Annotated in this window: 21 protein-coding genes and 1 pseudogene; 18 read left to right on the top strand and 4 right to left on the bottom strand. The window is 70.1% G+C overall.

Translation table 11 applies throughout. From position 1 onward, the window contains the following. Positions 1-5: 5 nt before the first annotated feature. Together P3T34_RS34285 and P3T34_RS34280 are read right to left on the bottom strand one after the other, a co-directional pair. Positions 6-1,397 carry a hypothetical protein gene (locus P3T34_RS34285; protein WP_280669943.1) on the bottom strand — a complete coding sequence of 464 codons (1,392 nt, stop codon included), beginning with the start codon at positions 1,395-1,397 and terminating at the stop codon, positions 6-8. 103 nt (positions 1,398-1,500) lie between these two features. Beyond that, positions 1,501-2,391 carry a LysR family transcriptional regulator gene (locus P3T34_RS34280; protein ID WP_280669942.1) on the bottom strand — a complete coding sequence of 297 codons (891 nt, stop codon included), beginning with the start codon at positions 2,389-2,391 and terminating at the stop codon, positions 1,501-1,503. An 84-nt stretch (positions 2,392-2,475) separates the two neighbouring features. Between P3T34_RS34280 and P3T34_RS34275 the strand changes: the two genes are divergently transcribed. Further along, positions 2,476-3,432: an EamA family transporter gene (locus P3T34_RS34275; protein WP_280669941.1), complete on the top strand. Its 957-nt coding sequence runs from the start codon at positions 2,476-2,478 to the stop codon at positions 3,430-3,432. A gap of 5 nt (positions 3,433-3,437) precedes the next feature. On the opposite strand, the gene P3T34_RS34270 is transcribed toward P3T34_RS34275, so the two are convergent. Continuing rightward, positions 3,438-4,490, bottom strand: coding sequence for a helix-turn-helix domain-containing protein (locus P3T34_RS34270; protein WP_280669940.1), 1,053 nt, complete (start codon positions 4,488-4,490; stop codon positions 3,438-3,440). Positions 4,491-4,738: 248 nt separating this feature from the next. Here P3T34_RS34270 and P3T34_RS34265 point away from each other — a divergent pair, with 248 nt between their 5' ends. The 4 genes and pseudogenes from P3T34_RS34265 to P3T34_RS34250 all read left to right on the top strand — a co-directional run bounded on the left by P3T34_RS34265 (position 4,739) and on the right by P3T34_RS34250 (position 8,051). Continuing rightward, positions 4,739-5,965: a DUF4185 domain-containing protein gene (locus P3T34_RS34265; protein WP_280669939.1), complete on the top strand. Its 1,227-nt coding sequence runs from the start codon at positions 4,739-4,741 to the stop codon at positions 5,963-5,965. 172 nt (positions 5,966-6,137) lie between these two features. After that, on the top strand, positions 6,138-6,923 hold the full coding sequence (locus P3T34_RS34260) for a neprosin family prolyl endopeptidase (protein ID WP_280669938.1): 786 nt from the start codon (positions 6,138-6,140) through the stop codon (positions 6,921-6,923). Between the two features lie 115 nt (positions 6,924-7,038). Beyond that, positions 7,039-7,431, top strand: a pseudogene (locus P3T34_RS34255) (GNAT family protein); the annotation flags it as partial. Between the two features lie 458 nt (positions 7,432-7,889). Further along, positions 7,890-8,051 carry a hypothetical protein gene (locus P3T34_RS34250; RefSeq protein WP_280669937.1) on the top strand — a complete coding sequence of 54 codons (162 nt, stop codon included), beginning with the start codon at positions 7,890-7,892 and terminating at the stop codon, positions 8,049-8,051. A 1-nt stretch (position 8,052) separates the two neighbouring features. Here P3T34_RS34250 and P3T34_RS34245 read toward each other — a convergent pair whose 3' ends face one another. Continuing rightward, positions 8,053-9,240 carry an XdhC family protein gene (locus P3T34_RS34245; RefSeq protein ID WP_280669936.1) on the bottom strand — a complete coding sequence of 396 codons (1,188 nt, stop codon included), beginning with the start codon at positions 9,238-9,240 and terminating at the stop codon, positions 8,053-8,055. Between the two features lie 80 nt (positions 9,241-9,320). On the opposite strand from P3T34_RS34245, the gene P3T34_RS34240 reads away from it, so the two are divergent. From P3T34_RS34240 to P3T34_RS34180, 13 genes are all read left to right on the top strand, one after another. Continuing rightward, a complete protein-coding gene (locus P3T34_RS34240; RefSeq protein ID WP_280669935.1) occupies positions 9,321-9,575 on the top strand; it encodes a lipopolysaccharide assembly protein LapA domain-containing protein in 255 nt (84 codons plus the stop codon). Between the two features lie 839 nt (positions 9,576-10,414). Then, complete coding sequence (locus tag P3T34_RS34235) at positions 10,415-11,752, top strand: MFS transporter (protein WP_280669934.1); 1,338 nt, start codon at positions 10,415-10,417, stop codon at positions 11,750-11,752. After that, positions 11,718-12,953 carry an ATP-grasp domain-containing protein gene (locus P3T34_RS34230; protein WP_280669933.1) on the top strand — a complete coding sequence of 412 codons (1,236 nt, stop codon included), beginning with the start codon at positions 11,718-11,720 and terminating at the stop codon, positions 12,951-12,953. Before P3T34_RS34235 ends, P3T34_RS34230 begins: the two co-directional genes overlap by 35 nt. Then, positions 12,943-13,470, top strand: coding sequence for a cobalamin-dependent protein (locus tag P3T34_RS34225; protein WP_280669932.1), 528 nt, complete (start codon positions 12,943-12,945; stop codon positions 13,468-13,470). The genes P3T34_RS34230 and P3T34_RS34225 overlap by 11 nt, the downstream gene beginning before the upstream one ends. Positions 13,471-13,514: 44 nt before the next feature. Beyond that, complete coding sequence (locus P3T34_RS34220; RefSeq protein WP_280669931.1) at positions 13,515-14,816, top strand: ATP-grasp domain-containing protein; 1,302 nt, start codon at positions 13,515-13,517, stop codon at positions 14,814-14,816. 5 nt (positions 14,817-14,821) lie between these two features. Continuing rightward, on the top strand, positions 14,822-16,159 hold the full coding sequence (locus P3T34_RS34215) for a SidA/IucD/PvdA family monooxygenase (protein WP_280669930.1): 1,338 nt from the start codon (positions 14,822-14,824) through the stop codon (positions 16,157-16,159). Further along, the gene (locus P3T34_RS34210) at positions 16,156-17,559 is read left to right on the top strand and encodes a diaminobutyrate--2-oxoglutarate transaminase family protein (RefSeq protein WP_280669929.1); all 1,404 of its coding nucleotides are present in this window, start codon (positions 16,156-16,158) and stop codon (positions 17,557-17,559) included. Before P3T34_RS34215 ends, P3T34_RS34210 begins: the two co-directional genes overlap by 4 nt. Before the next feature lie 7 nt (positions 17,560-17,566). After that, a complete protein-coding gene (locus P3T34_RS34205; protein WP_280669928.1) occupies positions 17,567-18,796 on the top strand; it encodes a fatty acid desaturase in 1,230 nt (409 codons plus the stop codon). Next, positions 18,793-20,040, top strand: a complete 1,248-nt coding sequence (locus tag P3T34_RS34200) for a hypothetical protein (RefSeq protein ID WP_280669927.1) — start codon at positions 18,793-18,795, stop codon at positions 20,038-20,040. The genes P3T34_RS34205 and P3T34_RS34200 overlap by 4 nt, the downstream gene beginning before the upstream one ends. After that, on the top strand, positions 20,034-21,410 hold the full coding sequence (locus P3T34_RS34195) for a methylaspartate mutase (RefSeq protein ID WP_280669926.1): 1,377 nt from the start codon (positions 20,034-20,036) through the stop codon (positions 21,408-21,410). Before P3T34_RS34200 ends, P3T34_RS34195 begins: the two co-directional genes overlap by 7 nt. 111 nt (positions 21,411-21,521) lie before the next feature. Then, positions 21,522-22,550, top strand: a complete 1,029-nt coding sequence (locus P3T34_RS34190; protein WP_280672561.1) for an aspartate-semialdehyde dehydrogenase — start codon at positions 21,522-21,524, stop codon at positions 22,548-22,550. A gap of 274 nt (positions 22,551-22,824) precedes the next feature. Beyond that, positions 22,825-24,258, top strand: coding sequence for an adenosylhomocysteinase (ahcY, locus tag P3T34_RS34185; RefSeq protein ID WP_280672560.1), 1,434 nt, complete (start codon positions 22,825-22,827; stop codon positions 24,256-24,258). Between the two features lie 321 nt (positions 24,259-24,579). Beyond that, complete coding sequence (locus P3T34_RS34180) at positions 24,580-25,272, top strand: 2OG-Fe dioxygenase family protein (RefSeq protein WP_280669925.1); 693 nt, start codon at positions 24,580-24,582, stop codon at positions 25,270-25,272. Positions 25,273-25,296 lie beyond the last annotated feature (24 nt).

The raw sequence follows: 25,296 nt of genomic DNA, 5'->3' as shown, positions 1-25,296 counted from the left end.
AAGGCTCAGCCCTCGCCGACCACGGTGAAGATCTCGCTCACCGCGGCCACCTGCGCGGCGCCGCCCACGCTCACCCGGTAGTCGCCGACCGGGAGCGGCGGGACTTCGGCGCTCGTCCACGCCTCGCCCACGCCCGGGATCCGCACCGTGCTCATCAGCTGCCCGGTGGCGGCGTCGACCACCCTGGCCACCAGGTCGGTGCCGTCGAGATCGGCCCGGACCGCGAGCGGCAGCGGGACGCCCACCAGGTGGACGTCATCGATCCGCGCCCCCACCCTGACGAGCCCGGCCAGGTAGTTCGCGGGCACGTCCACACCCCGCAGCAGGCCGTGCACCTGGGTGAGCACGCCGTCGTCGTTCTGCAGGGATCCGTGCTTCTGGGCGGCGAACATGACGTTCTGCTGGCTGCTGTAGGACTCCTGGGGGAAGGACGAAAGCCGGGGAACGGTCCCGTCGCCGTCCTGGTCGACGCCGTTCCAGGTCTCCAGCATGCGCAACCGGGAGTCGACCGGTCGGGCGGACTGCCTGGTCGCCTGGAACTCGCCGACGACCGGCCGGATCGCGTATCCGCCCGTGCCCTCGTAGTCGTCCGCCAGATGGGTCGCGACCGCCCGATCGATCTCGTCGTGGAAGGCCGTCGCCGCGGCGAACCGCACCGGGTCCACCCCGTGGAGCAGCGGGAGGTCGCGCAGCCGCTCCAACTGCGGTCCGCCGGTGTCGAGGCAGCGGAAGGCGGGCAGCAGTTGGTACACCGAGGTGAAGGTGCGCAGCGTCTCGGTGAGGTCGAGCAGCGTGACGGGGCCCAGCTTCTTGCGGTAGCCGTTGACCAGGAAGTCGAGGGAGTTCATCGATCCGGTGAACGGGGTCCCGAACGTGACCAGACTGCGGGTGCTGCGCCACCCCTCGCAGCATTCGAGGAAGTAGCGGGCGACCAGGCCGCCCATGGAGTGCGCGAGCAGGACGAGCCTGGCGTCCCGGTTCCCGGAGTGCTCCCGCCAGTCGGCCAGCCACTTCGCGCTCTCCCTGGCCAACCGGACCGCGTGGGCACGGTTGTCCCGGCGCCAGTCGTAGGCGAAGTGGAAGTAGTTGCGGCCCGGCTCGAGTGCGAAGGTGGCGCGGAGCGTCTTGTCGATCTTCCCGTAGCCGTCGATCCGCCAGTCCAGGCCGGGCAGCAGGTGGAGGTCCGGCAGCAGCCCGCCCTCCCTGACCCCGTCGTCGAGATACTCCTCGCCGGGGTCGTCGTACCCCGGCAGGGCGAGCCTGCGGATGTCCGCTCCGCGCCCGACGATGGCCCTTCCGATCGCACCGGCGGACATCGCCCAGACGTTGTGCCCGCCGACTTTCAGCGCGCTCCCGCCGATACCGGGGAGCACGACCACCACGTCCTTCATCGCCATCACCGTCAGTGTCCTCTCGCGGCGTGCTCATGCTTCAGCAGCAAATCACCGCAGGCGCAGAGGGACCACGCGAAGCAGCCGGTGTGGGGCGGGTACACGAGGGTCAGCCGCGCGCTGTGGCGCTGAGCAGCTCGGTCACCAGCGCGAGCGGCGGCCAGTCGAGGCGGCCGTGCCGGGCCACCGCGTAGGCGCGCAGCTCGACGTCGGGGCCGGCCAGCCGGACGAGCCGCACGCCGGGCTGGGTCGGGAAGCCGATCGGCAGCAGCGCCACGCCCAGGCCGGCCGCGATCATCTCCTGCACCAGGTCGAGGCTGTCGGCCTGGTGGGTGACGCGGGGACGGAAGCCGGCCATCGAGGCGAGCGTGCGGATGACCTCCTCGTCCGCCGTGTTGCGGGAGTTGACGATCCAGTCGTGCTCCCGGAAGCGGGCGAAGGTGTCCAGCGTCGTACCCTCGCCGGGCTCGGCATCGGCCGGCACGCCGAGCCCCCACCTGGCGGTCCACAACGGGGTCGCGCTGATCGTGGGATCCTCGGCGACCGGAGCCAGGTTGTAGTCGTAGGTGAGCGCGAGGTCCACTTCGTCGGCGGCCAGCAGCTCCAGCGACTCGGCGGGCTCGTGCTCACGGATCAGGATGTGGACCCGCGGGCTGGTCGCGGCGAGGTCGACCACGACGGGCAGCAGGTAGCCGCGGATGGCGGTGGCGAAGCCGGCGACCCGCAGGGTGCCGTTGGGCTCGGCTCCCGGGCCGAGGTCGCGGTGTGCCGTCTCGACCGCGGCGAGGATCGTCACCGCATGCTCGGCGAGCCGCCGACCCGCCGGCGTCAGCCGGACCAGCCGCCCGACGGGCTCGATCAGCGCGGTGTCCATCTCACGGGCCAGCGCGGCGATCTGCTGCGAGACCGTCGAGGTGGTGACGCCGAGCACATCCGCGACCGCGCGCATCGAGCCCAGCCGGGACAACTCCGCCAGGATCTGCAGCCGCCGTGTCTCCATCCGTCCATTGTTCAGCTTTCCTGAACGAATTGTCCATGATCGACACGTGGACGCGAGCGGTGGCCGCGCCATCTACTGGTGCCCATGAGCCCGCTGGAAGCCGTCACCTCTCGCCCCGCCGCCCCTCGCCCCGCAGCCCGTCCGCGCCTGACCGGCGCCCAGGGCGGCGCCCTGATGGCCATGGGGGCGATGTCCTCCGTCCAGCTCGGACTGGCCCTTTCGGTACCGCTCTTCGCCCAACTCGGCGCCGTGGGCACGGCCGGACTGCGGCTGGCCTGGGCCGGCGTACTGGTCCTGCTGCTGGTCCGCCCGCGGCCGCGCGACTTCGCCCGCCGCGACCTGCTGGCCTGCGCGCTGCTGGGCCTGGTGACCGCCGGCATGGTGATGCTCTTCATGCTGTCCGCCGCCCGCATCCCGCTGGGCACCGCGAGCGCGCTGGAGTTCCTCGGCCCGCTCTCGATCTCCCTGCTGCGCCCGGGCGGCGGGCGCAAGCACTGGGCAGCGCTGGCCGCCGCCGGCGTCGTGCTGCTGACCGAGCCCTGGCACGGCGGCATCGACCCGGCCGGCCTCGGCTTCGCGCTCGGTGCGGCGGTCTGCTGGGCGGGGTACATCCTGCTGACCCAGCGCGTCGGCGACCAGGTGACCGGGCTGAAGGGGCTGGCGGTCTCGCTGCCGGTGGCGGGCGTGGTCGCCACCCTGGTCGCCGCACCGTCCGAACTCGGCCGTGCGACCTGGCCGCTGGTCTTCGTCATGCTGGGGCTGGCCGCGCTGAGCACCGTGCTGCCGTTCACGCTCGAATTCCTCGCGCTGCGCCGCCTCACCGCCGGCGCCTTCGGCACGCTGATGAGCCTGGAGCCGGCGATCGCGCTGGTGATGGGCGTCCTGGTGCTCGGTCAGGTGCCCGGCCCGGCGCCGGCGGCCGGCGTCGTCCTCGTGGTGATCGCCGGCGCCGGCGCCACCCGCACCGGCGGGCGGGAGGCGGAGACGGAGACGGAGGCTGTCCCAGACAGCGAGGTCCGGGCGCCGGCGCTGTGCGCCTGACCTGATCAGGAAGGCTGCTGCTGCGGGCGGTAGCGCTGGAGGTTGGCGCCGACCTGGTCCAGGTAGGGCTGGATGGCCGCGAGCCTGGCCTGGTTCTGCTGCTGGACCACCCAGGTGGCGGTGCGGTAGGCGGCGGCGAGGTTGAGGGCCGGGTCGCCCGGGACGCCCTGGAGCTCCGGGGCGATGGCGCAGAGCATCCGGCCAACGGCGGGGATCGAGTCCTCGGGGGTGAACGGCGGTACGGGGACGGTGGCCTGACGGTCGGGCGGCAGGTAGTAGCGGAGCACCCTGGGCGTCCAACGGGCGATGCCGTACTCGTCCTTGACCGGGTCGCTCAGGTTCGGGTCGAAGCCGCTCTCGGCCTTGAGCATGGCCGCGACCAGGGCCGGGGTGATCTCCGGTTCGGGGCAGGTGGTGCCGGCCTCGATGATCAGGCCCACGTACTGCGGGGGAATGTCGGTGCCGGGGCGCAGCCAGCGTGCGGTGGCTTGGAGCGACGCCCGGGTGGTGAGGGCGGCCAGGGCGCCGGATGCGGCGGGTGCGGCGGAGTCGCCCGGGACGCAGGCGCTGAAGGTGAGGGCGAAGAGCAGCGCGACCAGCGGGAGAAGGACGCGACGCGGCGACGCCGATCGCGGCCGGCCGTCGGCCTGCGGCCCCACCTCGACAACCTCCTTCTCGACCGCGACCTCCTCCTCGACCGCAGCCGGCTCCGCGACCACAGCCGGCGGCCGGGTGATCAGCTGGTGCGTGCGCACGCGGCGGCGCTCCCACTCCACCGCGTCGCCGCCGCACGCGGTCACGAAGGCGGCCAGCACCGCCTCGCTCGGCAGCCGGCGCCCGCCGGCGGCGTCGGCGAGCGTGGAGGCGGAGTAGTTGATGCGGGTGGCGAGTCGGCGGTAGGGCGGACTGCCGGCCTGGCGTCGCAGCTCGCGCAGCTCCAGTGCGAAGAGCGCCAGGGGGCCTTCCTCGGCGTCGAGCGGCTGTTCCTGACGTCCCACCTGCTGGTCCTCTCTGTCGGTCGAGCTCAGCCCGCCGAGTCGGTCCGTCGAGCCGTCCATGAGCTGTCCGTCGAGCTGTCCGGGCTTTGTCCGGCCTTTGTCCGAGCAGGCCGTCAGCCCGTGACGGTGCGATCCGGCCCGAGTTTGATGGGCCTCGGCACCCCTCGTTTCGCACCATCCATGACAACATCCAAGCGCTTCGGGCGTGCCGCGACGCCGCTTTCCACCGGATCTGCCGTGTGCAGTAGTTCACACACCGTCAGCGACCGGTCGCTCTCACCGCACTCCGCCCTCTGGAGGATCACTCGATGTCCCAGCCTTCCCAGCCGCGCCGGCCGGACGCCGGCGAGCCCACCCGCCGCTCGCTGCTCCGCGCCGGTGCCGGCCTGACCCTGGGCGCGGGCCTGCTCGGCGCCACCGCCGGCTCCGCCTTCGCCGGCCCCGCCGCTCGCCGCGCGGCGCTCGCGCCGATGGCCCAGACCGGTGCCGCGCTGTGCGACACGCCCGGCGACTCGGCGAACGCGCAGGGCCTGGGCTCCGGAGATCTCGGCATCCCCTACTTCCGGGAGCACGACGGCTCCTGGGGCTACGTCTTCGGCGACTCCTGGGCCAACGCCGCCCAGCAGAACCCCTACCTCGGCTCGCCGGTGATGCTCGCCCAGTCGAACTTCGACAGCAGCGGCGGCTCGCCGATCTCGTTCACCTGGGCGATGCCCACCGGCGGCCGCGCCGCCCAGCTGTTCAACTACGCGCACCAGACGGACAACGGATACGGCTGGGAGTTCAGCCGGATCCCCAACGACTGCATCGAGTTCGGCGGTCGCACCTACATCCAGTACACCTCGGTGGCGACCTGGACCCCGCCGGCCGGCTACGACGGCTCGCTGATGTCAGGCGTCGCCTACTCCGACGACTACGGCGTGACCTGGCAGGACTACCCGTACCACTGGGCCGGCGACACCCAGCACAACAACCAGTCCATGTACGGCATGTGGTCCTTCGCCGGCATCGACCCGGACGGCTGGCTCTACATCTTCTCCAAGCGCTGGAACGGCACCCACCGCAACACCGCCGACGGCGGCGCGATCCAGCTCTTCCGGATCCAGCCGAACGACTTCCGGGCCGGCAACTTCGGCGCCCAGCAGAACTGGGCCTATCTCAACGGCTCCTGGCAGTGGACCCAGGCGGCCGCGCCCTCGATCATCCTCTCCGGCAACAACATCGGGGAGTTCTCGGTCAAGCGGATCAACGGCACGTACTGCATGAGCTACTTCGACGTCGTCGACTACTCGATCTGCACCCGCACCGCGCCTCGCCCCGACGCCGTCTGGTCGGCGCCCACGCCGCAGATCGTCGGCAACAACGTCCTGCCGCCGAGCCACTGGGGCCGACCGCAGCTCCCCTACCTCTACGGCGGCTACATCCACCCGGGCAGCGCGAGCGCGAACTCGCTGACGCTGATCGTCTCGCAGTGGAACGGGCAGCAGGGGCAGTCGCCGTACCGGGTGCTCCAGTACGACGGGATCAACCCGTAACCACACCCGCCTCATCCGGACCCGTCACCCGCCTCCGCCGCCTCGGGGGGCGGGTGACGGGTCCAGCTGCACAGGGTGCGTGTGGAGGGTTGCGGGGACTGGCGGTTGCCTCTAACTTAACCAGCCATGTAACTGAAGTTACCTCGCGACTAACTCCCCTGGAGGCTTGGCCATGTCCCTCCGAAGAACACTCACCGCGCTCGGTGCGGCCGCACTCGGACTCTCGCTCCTGCTGCTCGCGCAGGGTGCGGACGCCGCGACATACCGCAATGGCGCATGGTTCAGCTACGTCTCCGGTCAGCAGACCACCGACGCCAACGGCGCCGGCGTCACCATGATGCAGGCCACCCCGTATGTGGCGAGCGCGCAAGGGCACTCGCTGCAGGAGCTGTCCGTGCAGGACGCGAACCAGCAGTCCACCGTCGAGGTGGGCTGGACCGTCGACCCGCAGGTCAACGGCGACTACCTGCCGCACCTGTTCGTCTTCCACTGGGTCGACGGCCAGGTCTCGTGCTACAACGGCTGCGGTTTCGTCCCGGCCACCGGCACCAGCGCCCGGCCCGGCATGGCCGTCACCTCGGGGGCCGCCGCGACCTACCAGATCGACCACGACGCCGGCACCCAGGCCTGGTGGATCTACTACAACGGCCAGGCCGTCGGCGACTTCCCCGACTCGCTCTGGCAGGACCCGACCACCCACGCCGACACCTTCACCCGCGCGCAGCTGGTCAGCGCCTTCGGCGAGGTCGCCGACCCCGACCCGGTCAGCCGCAGCTGGATGGGCAACGGCTCCTGCGGCAGCTGGTCCGACTCCTCCGCGATCTCCGGCTACCAGCTCTACGGGTCCGCCGACCAACCGAACCTCACCGTCCGGGCGACCGATCCCGGCTCCTACAACTCCGGTAGCGCGACGGCTACTTCGTTCCAGCTCGGCGGATCGGGCAGCGGCACCTGCTGACCACCGAGGGGCTGCCTTCCAGCACAGCCCTCCTCCAACGGCCCACAGGGCGCTAGGGTACGTACCAAACACTTGTTACGTACCCTGTCCCGTCGTGTGCCGCTGGAGGCTCTCCATGTACGCCATACCGCTTTCCGACACCCTGGCCGCCGAGCTGTGCCCGCTGGAGCCCTGGCGGGCGGCGGAGTTCCTCGCCAACCTCGACCGGTGCCGCACCCACATCGCGCCCTGGGTCGGCCGCAGCTTCGTCGCCACGGACCTGGAGTCCGCCGAAGCCGTTCTGCGCCGCTACTGGGACGCCCAGGCCTCGACCGGCGCCGGCATCCACGGCATCCGGTTGGACGGGGTGCTGGTCGGCGGCGTCATGTTCGTCTCCATCGACCCCACGGCGGGCGTCGCCGAGGTCGGCTGCTGGCTGGAGCCCGCCGCCGAGGGGCGCGGGCTGGTCACCCGCGCGGCCGGGGTGCTGATCGACTGGGCGTTCCGCGAGCGGGGAGTGGGCCGGATCACCTGGCACACGCTCTCCGCCAACACCCGGAGCCTCAACACGGCCCGCCGGCTCGGCCTGACCTTCCAGGAGGCGGACGACTCCGGCGAGCAGCCCCTGGAGATCTGGTCGGTCACCGCCGAGGACTGGCTGAGCCACCGAACGGACGCCACCAGCGGCACGGTCTCGACCTCGGTCTCGGTCTCGGCCTCGGCCTCGGTCTCCGACGAGCAGCAGATCGACGCGCTGGCCGCCGAGTTCTTCGACGCCTTCACCAACACCGACGGACGGACGGTCGACCTGGGCGCGCTGGAGCCGTCCTTCGTCCCGGGTGCCGTTGTCGTCAGCCATGCGGACCCCATGAAGGCCGAGTCGCTGACCGACTTCCTGTCACCACGCCAGGAGCTGCTCACCAAGGGCGAGTTGACCGACTTCAGGGAGTGGGAGACCAGCGCGACCGACGACCAGGGACCACCCTGGTGCACGGGAACGTCGCGCAGCGCCTCACCCGCTACGCCAAGTCCGGCGTCCTGCGCGGCGCCCCCTTCAGCGGGAGCGGGACGAAGTCCATGCAGCTGGTGCGGACTCCCGCGGGCTGGCGGATCACGGGGATCGCCTGGAGCGACGACAGCGGCGAGTGAGTCAGCGCGCGCCGCTCTCGTCCGGGGCGATGGCGGTGTGGATGGGTCCATGGCCCCGGGCCAGTGGCCGGCCGGTGCCGCCCCAGCGGGCGGCGATGATCTCGGCGGCGATCGAGACCGCCGTCTCCTGCGGGGTGCGGGCGCCGAGGTCGAGGCCGGCCGGGGCGGACAGTCGGGCCAACTCCTGGTCGTCCAGGCCGACTTCGCGCAGGCGGGCGAGCCGGTCGCGCTGGGTGCGGCGCGAGCCCAGCGCGCCGACGTAGGCGAGCTGGGGCAGTCGCAGGGCCACGGTCAGCAGCGGCACGTCGAACTTGGGGTCGTGGGTCAGCACGGTGACCACCGTGCGGTCGTCCAGCCGGCCGGCCGCCGCCTCCTCGGTCAGGTAGTCGTGCGGCCAGCGCACCACGACCTCGTCCGCGTGCGGGAACCGCTCGGCGGTGGCGAACACCGGGCGGGCGTCGCACACCGTGACCCGGTAGCCCAGGAACGCGCCCAGCTCGGCGACGGCCGCCGCGAAGTCGATGGCGCCGAACACCAGTAGCCGCGGCGGGGGCACGAACGATCGGACGAACACGGCCAGGTCGTCGAGATCGGCGAGCTCGGCCCGGTCCGCGCAGCGACCCGCCGGCGAGTAGTGGCGCAGCGTGGTGGTGCCCTGTTCGAGCAGGCCGCGGACGTCGACGGTCACCACGCGGTCGAGCGCGACCGAGCCCAGGGTGCCCGAGGCGCGGTCCGGCCAGACCACCAGCCGGCGCCCGAGCCCGCCTGGCCCGCTGTCCGGTCCGGCCACCACGGTGGCCACGGCCACCGGTTCGCCGTCCTTCAACGCCCCCATCACGTCGGGAAGTTCGGGGAAGCTGCGGCGGGACACCGGCTCGACGAAGATCTGCAGGGTACCGCCGCAGGTCAGTCCGGCCTCGAAGGCGTCGTCGTCGCTCACCCCGTACGTCCGCAGCACCCGGCGCTCCGACATCAGCACCTCGCGCGCCTCCTCGTACACCGCACCCTCGACGCAACCGCCCGAGACGCTGCCCACCACGACGCCGGAGGCCGACACCGCCATCGCGGCGCCGGGCGGCCGCGGCGCGCTGCGGAAGGTGCCTACCACCGTGGCGAGAGCGAATGGCTCGCCCGCCAGGTACCACGGGTGGACCGCGTCGAGGATGTCGAACTCGTTGCTGGACCCCATGCGGACGAGCCTCCTGCCCAGGACCTGCTCCTTCCCGTTCTGAACGGGATTTCGGGTCGAAATAGTCCGATACTGGACATATGGCACAGACATCTCGACCTCGTAAGTCATCGCTGACCGTGAAGGGCCGCGAGGTGCGACTGCGCACCATCGGCCTGGGTGTCCTCATGGTCCTCGCCATCTGGTTCATCGCGGCCAACACCGCGTCGGTCGACGTCAAGCTGTGGGTCTCCACGGTCACCATGCCGCTGTGGCTGGTCCTGACCGTGACACTGCTGGTCGGCATGATCATCGGCGTCGGCCTCGCCCGCCGCCGCGCCAAGCGGCGACCTTAGAGCGCGTCGCCCGCACCTCGCCCGACCCCGCCTGCGGCGGCGCCCGCCCAGCGCCAGCAGTTTCCGAGGAGGTCTCCGCACGGTCTTCCCCCCGTCGCACAGCGGCCTTGACCAGGGAGGAAGCTGGGAGCCATGGCGGCCAAGGGACAGCAGGGGTGCAGAGTTGGACGCCGAACCCGCGCCGAGCGGCCCCTTCGTGAACGTTCAACGGATCGTCAGCAAGGCTTACACAGACGGCCGTCGAGGAGAGCAGCCCGCAAGCGGCGAGACCGCCGGCGCGGATCGGCCCGAAGTGGGCAACAGGTTCCAAAACGGACTAATGGACCCTCAGAAGGCGTGAGTGTGAGGCACGTTACTACCCCCGAGCCGACCCCGTGGGAGTTTGCAGCAGTAAGTGCTTGATCCGCTCAAGCAACGCAAGTAGGTTGATCGTCAGGTCACCAGGACAGCCCTCCGACGGAGCGGCTCAACGGGACCTCGACAGCATCAGGTCCACAACTGCCTCGGGGGGCAACCGGCCTGGAACCACCTGGCCATGCACGTGACCGTCCGGGTCACGCATGGCCGCTCACCCGCGACTTCGCGGTTTCAGCAGACGAGCAGCCTTCTCTACGAAACGAGCACCCGACAAACCGAAACGGGATCACTCCGCTTCGGGTTCCTGGCGTGCCACCGGACCGACCGAATACAACCATTCACAGCCAATCTGGACCGCCTTGTGCCGATGTCCTTGGGTACTGATTTCCTTAGGTGCTGATTTTTCTTAGGTGCTGATGTCCTTAGGTGCTGATGTCCGCTCTTCGGTCCGACACAACAAGTCACGTGAAATCTGGGGAAGCATGAACGGTGAGGCGGGGGACGGTGCGATCGACACGATCGCCCAGCTCGACACGGGTGACGGCGCAGAGCCCGCCGCCACGGAGCAGGCCTATATGCCGCTACGGCAGATCGGCCAGTTCGTGGCAGGCCGGGGACTGGCCGGACTCGGCGACCAGTTCCTGTTGTTCGCCATTCCGCTGCTCGCTTACAAACTGACCGGCAGCGCTTCGAAGACCGGTCTGATCTTCCTTATCGAGTGGCTTCCGCGCGTCCTCTTCCTCCCGGTCGCCGGGGTCCTGGCAGACCGGTTCAGAGGCTATTTCCTCTATCTCGGCGCCGACTCCATCCGCGCGGCTCTGGCGCTCACGGCGTTCGCCATGATGTACCTGGTGCCGGGCGCGCAGTTCGCCACGCTCAGCGTGCTGGTCGCCGGGATGTCGCTGGCCAGTGCGCAGTCATACGTAGCACTGGAGGCCTCGCTCCCCCGGTTCGTCCCGATGGACCAGATGATCCGGGCGCAGTCCATCGTGCAGGGCACCGAGCAGACCAGCGAGGTGCTCGGGCCCGTCCTCGCCGCCCTGCTCTCATCCGTTCTGCCAACTACCGCCCTGCTCGCGGTGATCGGCACGGTCTACGCGCTGACCACCCTCAACACCTTCACGCTCCGGCGCTGGCTGCGCGTCGAGGTGCTCGGCGGAGCGGTCACCGAGCCGACCACCCTGCGCTCGGTGGCCACCGGGGTGGCCGAGGGCGCGGGGACCCTGCGCAGGCTGCCCGCCATCCTCGGCCTGGTCGGACTGACCATGACGGTCAACCTCATGGTGGGCGTCGGCATGTCGACCAGCGCGGCCCTCACCAGCGGCACCTTCCACGAACCGGACCGGTACTTCGGGATCCTGACCACGTCAGCCGGCGTCGTCGGAATCCTGACCTTCTTCGTCGTCCCGAAACTGACGAAGTCACTGAACCCCCTCGTCGCCTTGACACTGTCCTACGGACTGATCTGTCTGGGTGGATTCGGTATAAGCCAGGCGACCACATTCACACAGTTCGCAGTGAGCTACTCGGTACTGATCGGAAGCATCGGATTCTTCAACGTCTTCATTCGCATGGAGCGAGTCAAGAGAATTCCTCGAGAACATTTCGCGAAAACGATCGGCATCATCATCCTGCTCAATCAGGCGTCCCTGCCGCTGGCCGGGCTCCTGGTTACCAGCTTCGCCACGACCCACGATCCGCGCAGCGTTGTCCTGGGTTCCGTGGTCGGCTCCGTGTGCATCGCCGTCCTGCTCATCCCGCTGCTCACCCGACTGAGGTATCTCCATGCGCATCCTGATTCTGCACCGAATCACCAATAAGCTGATCCGCTACGAGGCCGGCATCGACCACAGTGCCCACGACGTGACGTACGTCGGCACCGCGGACCGGCTGGCCACGCTGCCGGAGGACCTGCGCTGCACCCGCATCGAGCGGCCCGGCACCGGCGACCCCGCACAGGAGGTGCTGGCCGCCGTCGCCGGACGGCCCACGCCCGAACTGGTCATCGCGCTCTCCGAGTTCGACCTGATCGCCGGTGCCCAGGTGCGCGCAGCCCTCGGGGTTCCCGGCGAGCTGGAGGCGGACATCCTCCCCTCCCGCGACAAGGTCGTGATGAAGGCCGCGGTCGCCAGGGCCGGTCTGCGCGTGCCGAGCTTCCTGTCGCTGGCCGAGGCGCTCAGCGCTCAGCCCGGTGAGCTGCCGTGGAAGGACGAGACCGTCCTCAAGCCGCTCGACGGCGCCGCCAGCGAGCACGTCGTCGTCTACCCGACGCTGACCGCCGCGCTGGACGCGGTCCGCGACAGCGGCCTGCCCGAGGGCACCGAGCAGAGCGGCTTCGAGGTCGAGGAGTTCGTCACCGGACCGATCATCCACGTGGACGGCCTGCTGATGGACGGCGAGTTGGTGGCCGTCCAGGCCAGCCGCTACGTCGGCACCTGCCTCGGCTTCGCGGAGGGCACGCCGCTCGGATCCGTGCAGATCGAGGTGACCCCGGAGCTCCGCCAGTGGACCGCGGACTGCCTGGCCGCGGTCGGCATCCGCACCAGCCTCTTCCACCTGGAGGGGATCGAAACCCCGGCCGGGCCGGTCTTCCTGGAGGTGGGGGCCCGGTTCGGCGGCGCCGACGTGGTTGATACCTTTGAGCTGGCAACAGGTCTACACCTCCCCTCGCGCTTCCTTCAGATGATCACCGCCGAGGACAACGCCAGGCCCGAGGTGCGGCCCGACGACTCCCAGGCGCGTTACGGCTGGTTCGTCTGGCCCGGCCACCGACTCGGCGGCGAGTACTGCCGGATCGAGGCCGAGGAGAGATTCCGCGAGAGCCCGCTGGCCTGGCGCTGGGTGCAGCGCTCCGAGGACGAGCCGATCAAGACGGCGCTCAGCTACTCGGACACCGACGTCCCGCTGGCCGGCATCGTGGGACCTGCCGACTCCGCTGTACTCGACGACTTCCTTCGCGACCTGTTCGCTTCCGTTCGTGTCGAACTCGTAGCTCCCAAGGAGCCATCCGATGAACACTGAACCAACCGACCACCCGTCTTCCGAGGCGATCGCGCTGCACTCCGCGCCCGCCGCCCCGAAGGTCATCATGGGCGTGGCGGCCAGCGACTCCCATGTCGTGGCCAACCACCTGATCGCCTTTCAGCTCAGACAACTCGGCTACGACGTCGTCAACCTGGGCGCCTGCACGCCAGTGTCCGAGTTCGTCGACTGCGTGAGCGAGCACCCCGACGCGCTGGCGATCGTGATCGGCTCCGTCAACGGGCACGCCGCGGAGGACCTGGCCCCGCTGAAGGCCGTCCGGGAGCAGGGCCTGCTGCCCTGCCCGGTGATCGTCGGCGGCAACCTCTCGGTGGGCAGCACCAAGACCGGCCGCGAGGGTGACGCCCTGCTCTCGCTGGGCGTGGACCACGTGCTCCGCGACATCGACGAACTGGTCGCGCTGCTGGCCCGGTTGAGCACGCTCGCCGACGAGGACGGCTCGCCGTCCACCGGCCGCGCCGCGCTGCGCCGCTCGCAGCTGGAAACCGTGGCCTGAGTGGCCTGAGCCCTCACCAGAACCAACTGAACCAAGGAGTACCGATGTTCAATCTCCAAGGAGCCCGGTCCAACAACGACCGGTACATCTTGTTGCTGGGAGCAGATCCCCTGCTGCGGGAGCGAGCCATCGTGTCTGCGCTGCGGACCTACCCGGGCCCGGTCTTCGGGATGGTCGAGTCGGCCGTGGTCAACGCCAACCGCGTCTTCGACCACGTGCTCGCAGCCAACCCGTACAACGCCAAGGAGGCGCTCGAAGCCGTCGAGGCCTTCGAGCGGGAGACCGGCCTGAAGCCGGACGCCGTCGTCCCGATCCTCGAGCTCAACCTGCACGTCGCGGTGACCATCGCCAAGCACTACGGGCTGCCGACGCTGTCCGAGGAGTCGCTGGCCCTGGTACGCGACAAGCACACCATGAAGGCGGCCTTCGAGCAGGCCGGCGTCCCGTGCGCCAAGCACCGCCTCTTCGCCACCCTCGCGGAGTTGGAGGAGGTCGCGCAGGAGCTGACCTTCCCCGTCGTCCTCAAGCCGCGCGACTTCGCGGGCAGCGTCGGCGTCATCAAGGTGGCCGACGCAGCCGGGCTCGCAGCGGGCTTCGACCACTGCCGCGCCTCGCTCCTCGAGATCGCCCCGACCTACGACTTCGCCGACGGCCGCTACCAGGTGGAGGAGTTCATCACCTCCACCCACGAGGTCTCGGTCGAGGTGGCCAACTACGAGGGCCGGCGCGTCGTGCTCGCGGTCACCGACAAGGCCAAGGGCGCCGCGCCCTACTTCACCGAGACCGGCCAGCTGGTCCCCAGCCGGGAGACCGACAACGCCGCCCTGCGCGAGCTGGCGCTGCGCGCCTGCGAGGCGCTGCTCATCGACCGGGGCATCGCCCACGTCGAGGTGCTGCTGAACGGCTCCGACGAGCTCAACGTGGTCGAGGTGGCGGCCCGCCCCGGCGGCGACGGGATCATGGACCTGATCGACCGGGTCTACGGCTTCAACCCGTACGACGTGCACATCGCCGCCTACCGCCGGACCATCGACGAGCTGCCGGCCATCCCCTCGCAGCCCCGCGGCATCGGCGCGATCGGCTTCCTGAAGGCCCCGACCGGCACGATCACCGAGATCCACCAGGTGCCCACCCAGCCGGGTACCGACCTGGCCCGCTATGTCACCAGCAAGGTCGGCGACCGCTCCCGCGCCGCCACCTCCTACCTCGGACGCAACGGCGTCTTCGAGGTCTTCGAGGCAGGCGCGGCGCCCAGCGAGGCGGTCGCCGTCCAGGAGCGCACCACTGAGCTGGCCAAGGCCCTCAGCACCGAACTGTTCACCGTAGTAGCAGACATAGAACCGTGAGCGATATGACGAACAGCCAGATCCACGACCTCATCGGCGTCGGCTTCGGCCCCGCCAACATCTCGCTGGCGGTGGCTCTCGAGGAGCTGCACCCCGAGATCAGCCCGCTCTTCCTGGAGGCCCGCGACACCGTCGTCTGGCAGCCCGAGATGCTGCTGTCCGGCTCCGACATCCAGAACAACCCGGTCCGCGACCTGGTGACGCCGCGCAACCCGCGCAGCCGCTACACCTTCCTGAACTTCCTGTTCGAGCAGGGCCGGCTCCTGGAGTACCTCAACCTGGGCCTGGAGTTCCCGCTCCGCAAGGAGTACAACCAGTACATCACCTGGGTCGGTTCGCACTTCGCCGACCGGGTGCGCACCTCCTCGCCGGTGGCGGGCGTGGAGTTCGCCGCGCTGCCGGACGGCACCGAGGGCTACCAGGTGCGCGTGGCCACCGGCGAGACCCACCTCGCCCGCGCGGTGGTGGTGGCGCACGGCCGCACGCCGTTCGTCCCGGCGCCGTTCGACCAGCTCGAGTCGGACCGGGTGATCCACCTCACCCGCTACAAGAGCACGGTGGAGCGGCTCGCCCCGCAGCTGCGCACCGGCCGGGTCGCGGTCATCGGCGGCAGCCAGAGCGCGGTGGAGCTGACCCTCGACCTCGCCCACCGGTTCCCCGACGCCGAGGTGGTGAACCTGACCCGCGGCTTCGCCCACCGGCTCAAGGACACCTCGCCGTTCAGCGAGGCCAGCATCATGCCGGAGTTCGTGGACTACTACTTCCACGCCTCCCAGCAGAGCAAGGACGAGCTCGACGCCGACCTGCGGTTCACCAACTACTCCGCGGCCGACATGGACGTGCTGCGCGAGCTGCACCTGATGATGTACGAGCAGAAGCTGGACGGCGCCCAGAAGGTCCACGTGCGCAACAACTCGGTGGTCACCGAGGCCGCGGTGGCCGGCGAGGGTGTCGAACTCACCGTCCAGGAGCGGCACTACGGCCAGGCCGAGAAGGAGCACTTCGACCTCGTGGTGCTCGCCACCGGGTTCCGCAACCTCGGCGCCGGTCCCACCCAGGAGCCGCACCCGCCGGTCCTGGCGGGCATCGCCGAGGAGCTGGCGCACACCGAGCGCGGCGCCGTGGCGGTCGGCTACGACTACCTGGTCTCGGCCTCCGACGGCCGGGCACTGCCCCCGCTGTTCCTCTACAACCTCAACGAGTCCTCGCACGGCATCGCCGACGCCGGCTCGTTCAGCCTGCTCTCGCTGCGCGCGGAGGCCGTCGCCCGCACCGCCGCCAAGCTGCTCACCCGCAGCGACGCGACGGACGGCGACTCGAGCGACCTGGACGGCAGCCTGTGACCTCCCTGCACCAGCGCGCCGCCGTGCTCACCGAGCTGCCCGGCCCGCTCTCCCGTCGCTTCCTCGAGGAGCAGGCGGCCCACGAGTCGTCGGCCCGCACCTACCCGCGCAACGTCCCGATCGCGGTGGCCGGCGGCCAGGGCTCCTACCTCCAGGACCTCGACGGCAACCGGTTCCTGGACTTCCTGGCCGGCGCGGGCGTGCTCGCGCTCGGCCACAGCCACCCCGAGCTGCTCGCCGCCGCCCACCGGCAGCTCGACGTCTCCACCCACTTCCTCGACTTCCCCACCGAGGCCAAGGCGGAGTTCACCCGCCGGCTGCTCGACCTGCTGCCGGGCGATATGGGTGAGCGCTCCAAGCTGCACTTCTGCGGACCGACCGGTGCCGACGCGATCGACGCCGCGATCAAGCTGTGCAAGACGTACACCGGCCGCGGCGACGTCATCGCGTTCAGCGGTGGGTTCCACGGCAGCACCCAGAGCACCATCGCGATCACCGGGCTGCGCTCCTCCAAGGAGCACCTCACCAACCTGCTGCCGGGCGTCTCGTTCTTCCCGTACTCCTCCTGCTTCCGCTGCCCGCTGGCGCTGAAGCCGGAGAGCTGCGAGATCAACTGCGCCCAGTACCTGGCCAACACCCTGGACGACCCGAACGGCGGCGTCCGGCGGCCGGCCGCGGTGATCCTCGAACTGGTGCAGGGCGAGGGCGGCGTGGTGCCGGCCCGGCTCGAATTCGTCCAGCAGCTCCGGGAGATCACCCGGCGCCTGGACATCCCGCTGATCGTCGACGAGGTGCAGTCCGGCTGCGGCCGCACCGGCACCTGGTACGCCTTCGAGCAGTACGGGATCGAGCCGGACGTCGTCGTCTCGTCCAAGGCGCTGGGCGGTGGCCACCCCGCGTCGGTGATCATCTACAACGAGCGGCTGGACGGCTGGAAGCCCGGTGCCCACACCGGGACCTTCCGCGGCAACCAGCTCGCCTTCGCCGCCGGGGCCGCGCTGATGCGCGTGGTCAAGGAGGACGGCCTGCTGGACAACGTCCGCGAGGTCGGCGGCTTCCTGCGCAAGGGACTTGAGGAGCTGCAGTCCCGCTTCCCCTTCCTCGGCGATGTCCGGGGTCTGGGCCTGATGCTGGGCGTCGAGGTGGTACCGCTCGCGGGCTGGTCCGCCTCCGAGGTGGCCGACCGGCTCCGCAAGGCCGCGCTGCACCGCGGCCTGCTCTTCGAACTCGCCGGACGGGACGACTGCGTCGTCCGTCTCCTGCCCCCGCTGAACCTCAGCATCGCCGAGGCGGCGGAGGCGCTCGAAATCCTCGGAGAGGTTGTTGCCGAGGTGGCCAAGGAGGCCGAGGCGACCGACTGGTCGTCCGAAGCCGACTCCCTGGTGTCGACGACAAGGTGATGAGGATATGACAGCCACGACTGAGCAGACTCTCCCCTCCCGCACCACCACTTCCTCCAACACGGTGACCTCGGTGGAGGAGTCCACCGCGATCCGGGCGTCGTTCGAGCGCTTCCCCGGCTGGACCCAGCACCTGTGGACCTGGATCACCGGCAAGGCCCTGCCCGGCCAGCAGCCCCTGGTGAAGCTGAACACGACCACGTACCTGATCGCCGACATGGTGGCGCTCGCCGCCGGCATCGGCTCGGCCTGGTGGATCGTCGACCAGGGGGTGACCCTCGCCCTGCTGCTGCTCCCGCTCAGCTGGGTGCTGACGGTCTCGGCCGCCCGGGTCTGCTCCACGGTGATCGCCCACCACTGCATGCACACCCGCTTCTCCGGGACCATCAAGTACGACCGGGAGATGGCCCAGGTCCTGTCGACCATCGTGTGCACGGAGGACGCGGACCAGTACTACGAGGACCACATCAACCTGCACCACCGCAAGGAGACCTTCGCGACCATCGCGGACCCGACCATCCAGCACCTGCTCAAGCTGGGGTTCCGCCCCGGCATGTCGGTGCCGACGCTGTGGCGCAAGCTCGCCATCACGGTGGTCTCCCCGATGTTCCACGCGGAGTTCCTGGCCACCCGGCTCGCCCAGAACCTGTGGCGCTCGGCGACCTACCGCCGGGCCATGTCGGCGGTCTACCTCGGCACGGTGCTGGGCCTGGTGGCCTGGCAGGGCGCCTGGGTGCCGTTCGTGCTCGCCGTGCTCGTCCCGCTGATCCCGCTGTACCAGATCGTCGCGCTGCTCGAATTCCTCAGCGAGCACGCCTGGTTCAAGTCCAAGGACGAGAGCCTCGGCGGCCGGGCCTTCCATGTCTCGCACTCCTGGGGCCGGTTCAACGGCGACGCGCTGCCGGCCAAGGGCCTCGGCCTGCTCGGCTCGCTCGGCGCCTGGAGCCGCTGGACCCTGCGGCTGGCCTTCTACCACCTGCCCTCGCGCATCCTGGTCGTCCCGGGAGACCTCTCCCAGCACGACTTCCACCACCGCAAGCCCTCCACCTTCGAGTGGGTCCGGGCCGGCTACGCCCGTCAGCAGGACATCGACGCCGGACACCCCAACTGGCCCGCGTACACCGATGTCTGGGGCCTGGGCGTGGCGATCAACCGGGTCTTCACGATCCTCAGCGAAGAGGAGCTCTCCTCCTGGGAGCTGGTCAGGGCCGAGGGAGAGCTGGTGGCAGCCGAGTGAACACCACGACGACGCCTGGTCGCCGCCCCGCTGTGACGACGCGTCCGCTGCTGGTTGTGAAGTTCGGCGGCTCCTCGTTCATCGAGCTGAGCGACTACCGGGAGGTGGCCGGCTACCTCGGCCGGCTGACCGAGTCGCACCGGGTGGTCGCGGTGGTCAGCGGCATGTCCGGGACCACCGGGCGCCTCCTGGAGGCCGCCCTGGCGATCGACCCGGAACTCGACCCCGAGGTCCAGGACCAACTGCTGGCGACGGCCGAGATGGTCGGCGCCGGGTTCCTGCGGGCCGCCCTGCACGCCGAGGGCTACTCGGCCCTCGACCTGTGGGCACCGCAGCTCGGCATCACCAGTGACGACAACGCCACCCGGGCCAAGATCCGCTCGATCGACCCGCAGCCGCTGCTCGACGCACTGGCGACGCATCAGGTCGTGGTGGTGGCCGGCGGGCAGGCCGTCCGGGCGGACGGGCGGATCACCATGCTGGGCCGCAACAGCTCGGACCTGACCGCCGTCGCGCTGGCGGCGGCACTGGGCGCGGAGCAGTGCGAGATCTACTCCGACGTCCCCGGCGTGTACACCGCCGATCCGTACGTGGTGCCCTCGGCCCTGCTGGTGCCGCAGCTCAGCTACGAGCAGTGCGCCGAGATGTCGGCCAGCGGCGCCAAGGTGCTGCACGGCGGCTCGGTGGCGGTGGGCCGCGAACACGGCGTGCGCATCGTCTGCCGGGCGCTGCAGGGCCGCGGCACCGGTGCGCCGGTGACCGCGTCCACCGGATCGGTGGTCGGCGGCGGGGCGGACAAGACCGCCGTGGTCGGCGACCGCAAGGCGCAGCTGCACCGCTACGAGGGGCTGCTCGGGTCGGCCGACCCGGGTCGCTCCGACCTCGACACCACGCTGCTCGCCCTGCAGGCCAGGGGCTTCGACGTGGTGACCGTGGACTTCGAGGGGCACCCCGTGCTGGCCTTCACCGGCACCCAGCGCGGGGTGGCCGAGGCCCTGGAGCAGATCGGCGCCAAGACCGAGCCGCTGTCCGGGCTCGGGCTGCTGTCGGTGGTCAGGCCGGACGGCCGGACCGAGCGCCGGCTGCTGGCGGCGGCCGAGCTGGACGCGGCCGTCCGGGAGCTGCACACCGAGGTGCACGGGGCCGGGGCCGCCGAGGGCGAGCGGTTCCGGGGCTCCAAGCGGCGCTCCGCGCACAGCTCGCTGCTGCTCGAAGCGCCAGTGATGACGGCTGAGGCATGCTGAACCTGGAGGTACTGCCCGACCTGGACGAGTCGATCGGCTACACCAGGTCGCTCGGCAAGCCGACCGTCGCGCAGCTGCTCGGCCAGGCCCAGGGCACCGGACGGCCGCTTGTGCAGCCCCGCTGCGGCGTGGGTGACCACGCCGCCATGCGGGAACTGCTGATCGGCCTTGAGCGGCAGGCCGCTCCGGACGTCCTCACCACCACCATCGACTCGCACACCCGGCTGCTCCAGTTCGCCAGTGTCCGGCGGGCGTTGAACGCCGACCCGGGCAAGCTGAACGGGTACCCGCTGGTCACCCACGGCTGGGAGCGGGGGCGGGAGCTGAACGAGGCGACCTCGGCCCCGCTCCAGGTCCGGCACGGCTCACCGGACGGGCGGCTGCTCTTCGACACCGCCGTGGCGGCCGGTTTCACCTCCTACGAGGGCGGCGGCATCGGCTACAACGTGCCGTACTGCAAGGAGGTGCCGATCACCGAGTCGCTGCGGACCTGGCAGGAGGTGGACCGCAAGGCCGGGGAGGTGACGGCCGCCGGCCTGACGATCGACCGGGAGCTCTTCGGCACGCTCACCGCGGTGCTGATGCCGCCGTCGATCTGCATCGCCACCACGCTCCTCGAGGCGGTGCTGGCGGTGGCCGAGGGCGTGCGGTGCGTCTCGGTCTCCTACCCGCAGGGTGGCCATCTCTGGCAGGACCTGGCCGCGCTGCGGGCCATCCCCCGGCTGGCGAGCCGTTACTTCGACACCTCCGACGGCCCGTCGGGCGTCCGGGTCCACACGGTGCTGCACCAGTTCATGGGCGTGTTCCCGCAGGAACGCGAGCAGGCCGCGGAGCTGATCACGTACGGCGGTCTGACCGCCGCGCTCGGCGGGGTCGCCAAGGTGGTGACCAAGTCGCCGGCCGAGGCCCGGGGTATCCCCAGCCAGGCGGAGAACAGCGAGGGGATGCGGCTCACCAGGCTCGGCTTCGACGCGGCCGCCGGCTTCCGGATCGACGAGGAGCGGGTGGCGGCCGAGGTGGAGCTGATCGAGCGCGAGGTACGGGAGTTGATCGATCCGGTGCTGGAGCGCACCGATCTGGTGCGGGCGATCGGCGAGGCCTTCGAGGAGGGCCGGCTCGACGTGCCGTTCGCGGCCAGCCGGTTCGTCCGGTCCGAGGTTGTGCCCTGCCGTGACCCGGAGGGAGCCATCCGCTTCGCGGGGTTCGGCAGCCTCCCGTTCGGGGCAGGTACCCGGCGTCGCAACGACGAGTGCCTGCGGTCGTTGGCCAGCGCCGCCAGCACGCTCGACTCTCTCGTCAGAGACGTCAACTTCATGGCCGAGGAGCAGACGCACGGCCCGCGGCACTGGCTGGCAGCCGGTTCGTCCTGATCCTCATGCCCGTCGAGTCACACATCACAGTCAACAGTCACACGTCACAGTCCTATGAGCGAGATGGAGTTCCTGGTGTCCGTTGCCAGTCAGACGACCGAACCCGACGGTCTGCGGATCGGCGTCGTCGGCGCCACCGGGTTGGTCGGCACCGTCATCCGCACCCTGCTGGAGGAGCGGAAGTTCCCGGTGGCCGGGATCCGGTACTTCGCCTCGGCCCGTTCGGCCGGCAGCGTGCTCCCCTGGAAGGGCACGGAGGTGGTCGTCGAGGACGCCTCGACCGCCGATCCGAGCGGTCTTGACATCGTCATCTTCTCGGCCGGTGGCGCCACTTCCAGGGCGCTCGCACCGCGGTTCACCGCCGCGGGCGCCACGGTGATCGACAACTCCTCGACCTTCCGGCTGGACGAGGACGTGCCGCTGGTGGTCAGCGAGGTGAACCCGCAGGCCGTCGCCCAGGCCGCCCGGGGGATCATCGCCAACCCCAACTGCACCACCATGGCGGCGATGCCCGTCCTGAAGCCGCTGCACGAGGCGGCCGGGCTGGTGCGGCTGCGGGTGAGCAGCTACCAGGCCGTGTCCGGCGGCGGCGTGGCCGGCCTCGCGGAGCTCGACGGGCAGAGCGGCCAGGCGGCCGGTCGGGGCGCCGAACTCGCCATGGACGGGACGGCGGTGGACTTCTCCGAGCCGGTGAAGTTCCCCCGCACGATCGCGTTCAACGTCGTGCCGTTCGCGGGCTCGCTGGTCGAGGACGGCTCGTTGGAGACGGACGAGGAGCAGAAGCTCCGCAACGAGAGCCGCAAGATCCTCGACATTCCCGACCTGAAGGTGTCCTGCACCTGCGTGCGGGTGCCGGTCTTCACCGGCCATTCGCTCTCGGTGCACGCCGAGTTCGCCGAGCCGATCTCGGTCGAGCAGGCCACCGAACTCCTGCGCGGGGCGCCCGGGGTGGAGCTCAGCGAGATCCCCACGCCGCTGCAGGCGGCCGGCCGGGACCCGAGCTACGTCGGTCGGATCCGGCAGGACCAGAGTGTCGACGACGGGCGCGGCCTGGTGCTCTTCATCAGCAATGACAATCTGCGCAAGGGCGCCGCACTGAACACGGTGCAGATCGCGGAAGTGATCGCCGCCGCGCGCTAAACCGGTTCGTTCGCCGGTGAACAAACCGGTGTAAACCTCCGTCACATCCGGCATGCTTCTTGCCCGGAGGGCCCAGGCAGGGGCCGCTTGATCAGCCGCTCTAGTACGGTAACCTGCTCGGTGTTGACTACCTTCACATACGGCGACCACATGTAACCGCCGTTGCCGTACACGGCTGCGGGACAGCGTCGATGCCCTACCGCGGCCACCCACGTGCTTGACCATAAAAGGGGATCCCGTGAGCACTACTCTTACCGCAGACAGCGCCGGATCGGTGCATGACTTCAAGGTCGCGGATCTCTCGCTCGCAGCGTTCGGCCGCAAGGAGATCCAGCTCGCCGAACACGAGATGCCCGGCCTGATGGCACTGCGCCGTGAGTACGCCGAGCAGCAGCCGCTCGCCGGCAAGAAGATCGCCGGCTCGCTGCACATGACCATTCAGACCGCCGTGCTCATCGAGACGCTGGTGGCACTGGGCGCGGATGTCCGCTGGGTCTCCTGCAACATCTTCTCCACCCAGGACCACGCCGCCGCGGCCGTCGTGGTGGGCCCCGAGGGCACCGTCGAGAACCCGCAGGGCTGCTCGGTCTACGCCTGGAAGGGCGAGACGCTCGAGGACTACTGGTGGTGCACCGAGCAGCTGCTCACCTGGCCGGACGGTTCGGGCCCCGACTCGATCGTCGACGACGGCGGCGACGTCACGCTGCTCGTGCACCTCGGTGTCGAGTTCGAGGCCGCCGGCCAGGTCCCGGCCGTGGGCCCGGAGGACTCCGAGGAGTACCAGATCATGCTCGCCGTGCTGCGCCGCTCGGTCAGCGAGCAGCCCGCGAAGTACACCGAGATGGCCAAGTCCATCATCGGTGTCACCGAGGAGACCACCAACGGTGTCCGCCGGCTCTACAAGCTGGCCAAGGACGAGGTGCTGCTCTTCCCCGGCATCAACGTCAACGACTCGGTCACCAAGAGCAAGTTCGACAACAAGTACGGCATCCGCCACTCGCTGATCGACGGCATCAACCGCGGCACCGACGTGATGATCGCCGGCAAGCTGGCCGTCATCCTCGGCTACGGCGACGTCGGCAAGGGTGCGGCCGAGTCACTGCGCGGCCAGGGCGCCCGCGTCGTGGTGACCGAGATCGACCCGATCTGCGCACTGCAGGCGGCGATGGACGGTCTGAAGGTCGTCACCCTGGAGCAGGTTGTCAGCGAGGGTGACATCTTCATCACCACGACCGGCAACAAGGACATCATCATGGTCGACGACATGGCCAAGATGAAGCACCACGCCATCGTGGGCAACGTCGGCCACTTCGACAACGAGATCGACATGGCCGGCCTGGCCAAGGTCCCGGGCATCGAGAAGACCGAGATCAAGCCGCAGGTCCACAGCTGGAAGTTCCCGGACGGCAAGGCGCTGATCGTCCTCAGCGAGGGCCGGCTGCTGAACCTGGGCAACGCCACCGGGCACCCCAGCTTCGTGATGTCCTCCTCGTTCTCGAACCAGACGATCGCCCAGATCGAGCTGCACACCAAGCCGGGCGCGTACGAGCGCCAGGTCTACATCCTGCCCAAGCACCTGGACGAGAAGGTCGCGCGGCTGCACCTGGACGCGGTCGGCGCGACGCTGACCGTGCTCTCCAAGGAGCAGGCCGACTACATCGACGTGGACGTGAACGGCCCGTACAAGACGGACCACTACCGCTACTGATCCGCGATCCGCAACCGGTAGCCGGGTGTGCGAGTCGCTGATCCGACTCGCACACCCGGCTGAGGATTTCCTGCTGTACTCCAGGCTTGGCGCGGTGATGACCTACCCACGCCGCCTTTTCCCTGACGCCTGACCCGCGCCGCCTTTTCCCTTAAGCCTGACCACTTACGCCTGACCTCTGCCGCACCGGAGCCCGCCGTCGAGCCAGCGCTCCGAGGCCCGTGCCCATGCGTCGGCGTTCCCCACGCTCCTCGATCTTCCACCGCCCGGTCGTCCACTGCCCGGTCGCCGCGTGCCCCCGTCTTCGAAAGGAAACCCCACGTGTCACTCGACACCACTGGATTCACTCTGATCGACCTGCCCGAGGCCTCGGCCGAGCTGCTGGCCAGTTACGACGAACTGCCGGTCGACGAGTTCATGGGCCACGGCACCCGGTTCAAGAAGTTCGCCCAGTACCGCCTCTCGGCAACCGACGGCGGCGGCTGGAACTTCGACCGGCTGCCGCACCGGGACTACACCGCGTTCAAGGCGTTCAACCCGGTCGGCGGTGGCATGCGCCGCAGCTACGAGCCCGTCGAGGCGGACTTCACCCCGCTGATCGCGGTCGGACTGGCCGAGTTGGAGCTCGACCGGAGCGAGGACTGGCAGATCAACCTGCACCAGAACCGCACCAGGGCGCAGGCCGGCCGGCCCGGGCCGCTGACCCCGGAGGGCGTCCACCACGACGGCCACGAGTTCGTGATGATCGGCGTGCTGCGGCGCGAGAACGTCGGCGGCGGGGAGACCCGGCTCTGGCACCCCGGTGCCGAACAGCCTTTCTGGAACGGCACGTTGGAGCCCGGCACCGCCGTGCTGCTGGACGACCGAGCACTCGCCCACGACGTCACCGACGTGCTGTCGGCAGACGGGAACCCCGGTCACCGGGACATCTTCATCGTCGCCTTCTCGCGCTGGAGCGAGAAGTGGTACGGCGACGAGCACGACGCGGCCGCCCTCGCCGACGACGCGAAGTAACCGAGGAACGGGGAAGCACCACCG

It is taken from the genome of Kitasatospora sp. MAP12-44, from assembly GCF_029892095.1.
Classification (GTDB): Bacteria; Actinomycetota; Actinomycetes; order Streptomycetales; family Streptomycetaceae; genus Kitasatospora.
This window is presented reverse-complemented; position numbering and strand designations above follow the sequence as displayed.

What these genes read in the sequence shown, in the direction of transcription:
- P3T34_RS34225 (WP_280669932.1), top strand. Translation starts at nt 12,943, where the DNA reads ATGAACACTGAACCAACCGACCACCCGTCTTCCGAGGCGATCGCGCTG.
- P3T34_RS34280 (WP_280669942.1), bottom strand. Translation starts at nt 2,391, where the DNA reads ATGGAGACACGGCGGCTGCAGATCCTGGCGGAGTTGTCCCGGCTGGGC.
- P3T34_RS34260 (WP_280669938.1), top strand. Translation starts at nt 6,138, where the DNA reads ATGTCCCTCCGAAGAACACTCACCGCGCTCGGTGCGGCCGCACTCGGA.
- P3T34_RS34235 (WP_280669934.1), top strand. Translation starts at nt 10,415, where the DNA reads ATGAACGGTGAGGCGGGGGACGGTGCGATCGACACGATCGCCCAGCTC.
- P3T34_RS34245 (WP_280669936.1), bottom strand. Translation starts at nt 9,240, where the DNA reads ATGGGGTCCAGCAACGAGTTCGACATCCTCGACGCGGTCCACCCGTGG.
- P3T34_RS34265 (WP_280669939.1), top strand. Translation starts at nt 4,739, where the DNA reads ATGTCCCAGCCTTCCCAGCCGCGCCGGCCGGACGCCGGCGAGCCCACC.
- P3T34_RS34285 (WP_280669943.1), bottom strand. Translation starts at nt 1,397, where the DNA reads ATGGCGATGAAGGACGTGGTGGTCGTGCTCCCCGGTATCGGCGGGAGC.
- P3T34_RS34275 (WP_280669941.1), top strand. Translation starts at nt 2,476, where the DNA reads ATGAGCCCGCTGGAAGCCGTCACCTCTCGCCCCGCCGCCCCTCGCCCC.
- P3T34_RS34195 (WP_280669926.1), top strand. Translation starts at nt 20,034, where the DNA reads ATGCTGAACCTGGAGGTACTGCCCGACCTGGACGAGTCGATCGGCTAC.
- P3T34_RS34240 (WP_280669935.1), top strand. Translation starts at nt 9,321, where the DNA reads ATGGCACAGACATCTCGACCTCGTAAGTCATCGCTGACCGTGAAGGGC.
- P3T34_RS34230 (WP_280669933.1), top strand. Translation starts at nt 11,718, where the DNA reads ATGCGCATCCTGATTCTGCACCGAATCACCAATAAGCTGATCCGCTAC.
- P3T34_RS34270 (WP_280669940.1), bottom strand. Translation starts at nt 4,490, where the DNA reads ATGGACGGCTCGACGGACCGACTCGGCGGGCTGAGCTCGACCGACAGA.
- P3T34_RS34215 (WP_280669930.1), top strand. Translation starts at nt 14,822, where the DNA reads ATGACGAACAGCCAGATCCACGACCTCATCGGCGTCGGCTTCGGCCCC.
- P3T34_RS34220 (WP_280669931.1), top strand. Translation starts at nt 13,515, where the DNA reads ATGTTCAATCTCCAAGGAGCCCGGTCCAACAACGACCGGTACATCTTG.
- P3T34_RS34205 (WP_280669928.1), top strand. Translation starts at nt 17,567, where the DNA reads ATGACAGCCACGACTGAGCAGACTCTCCCCTCCCGCACCACCACTTCC.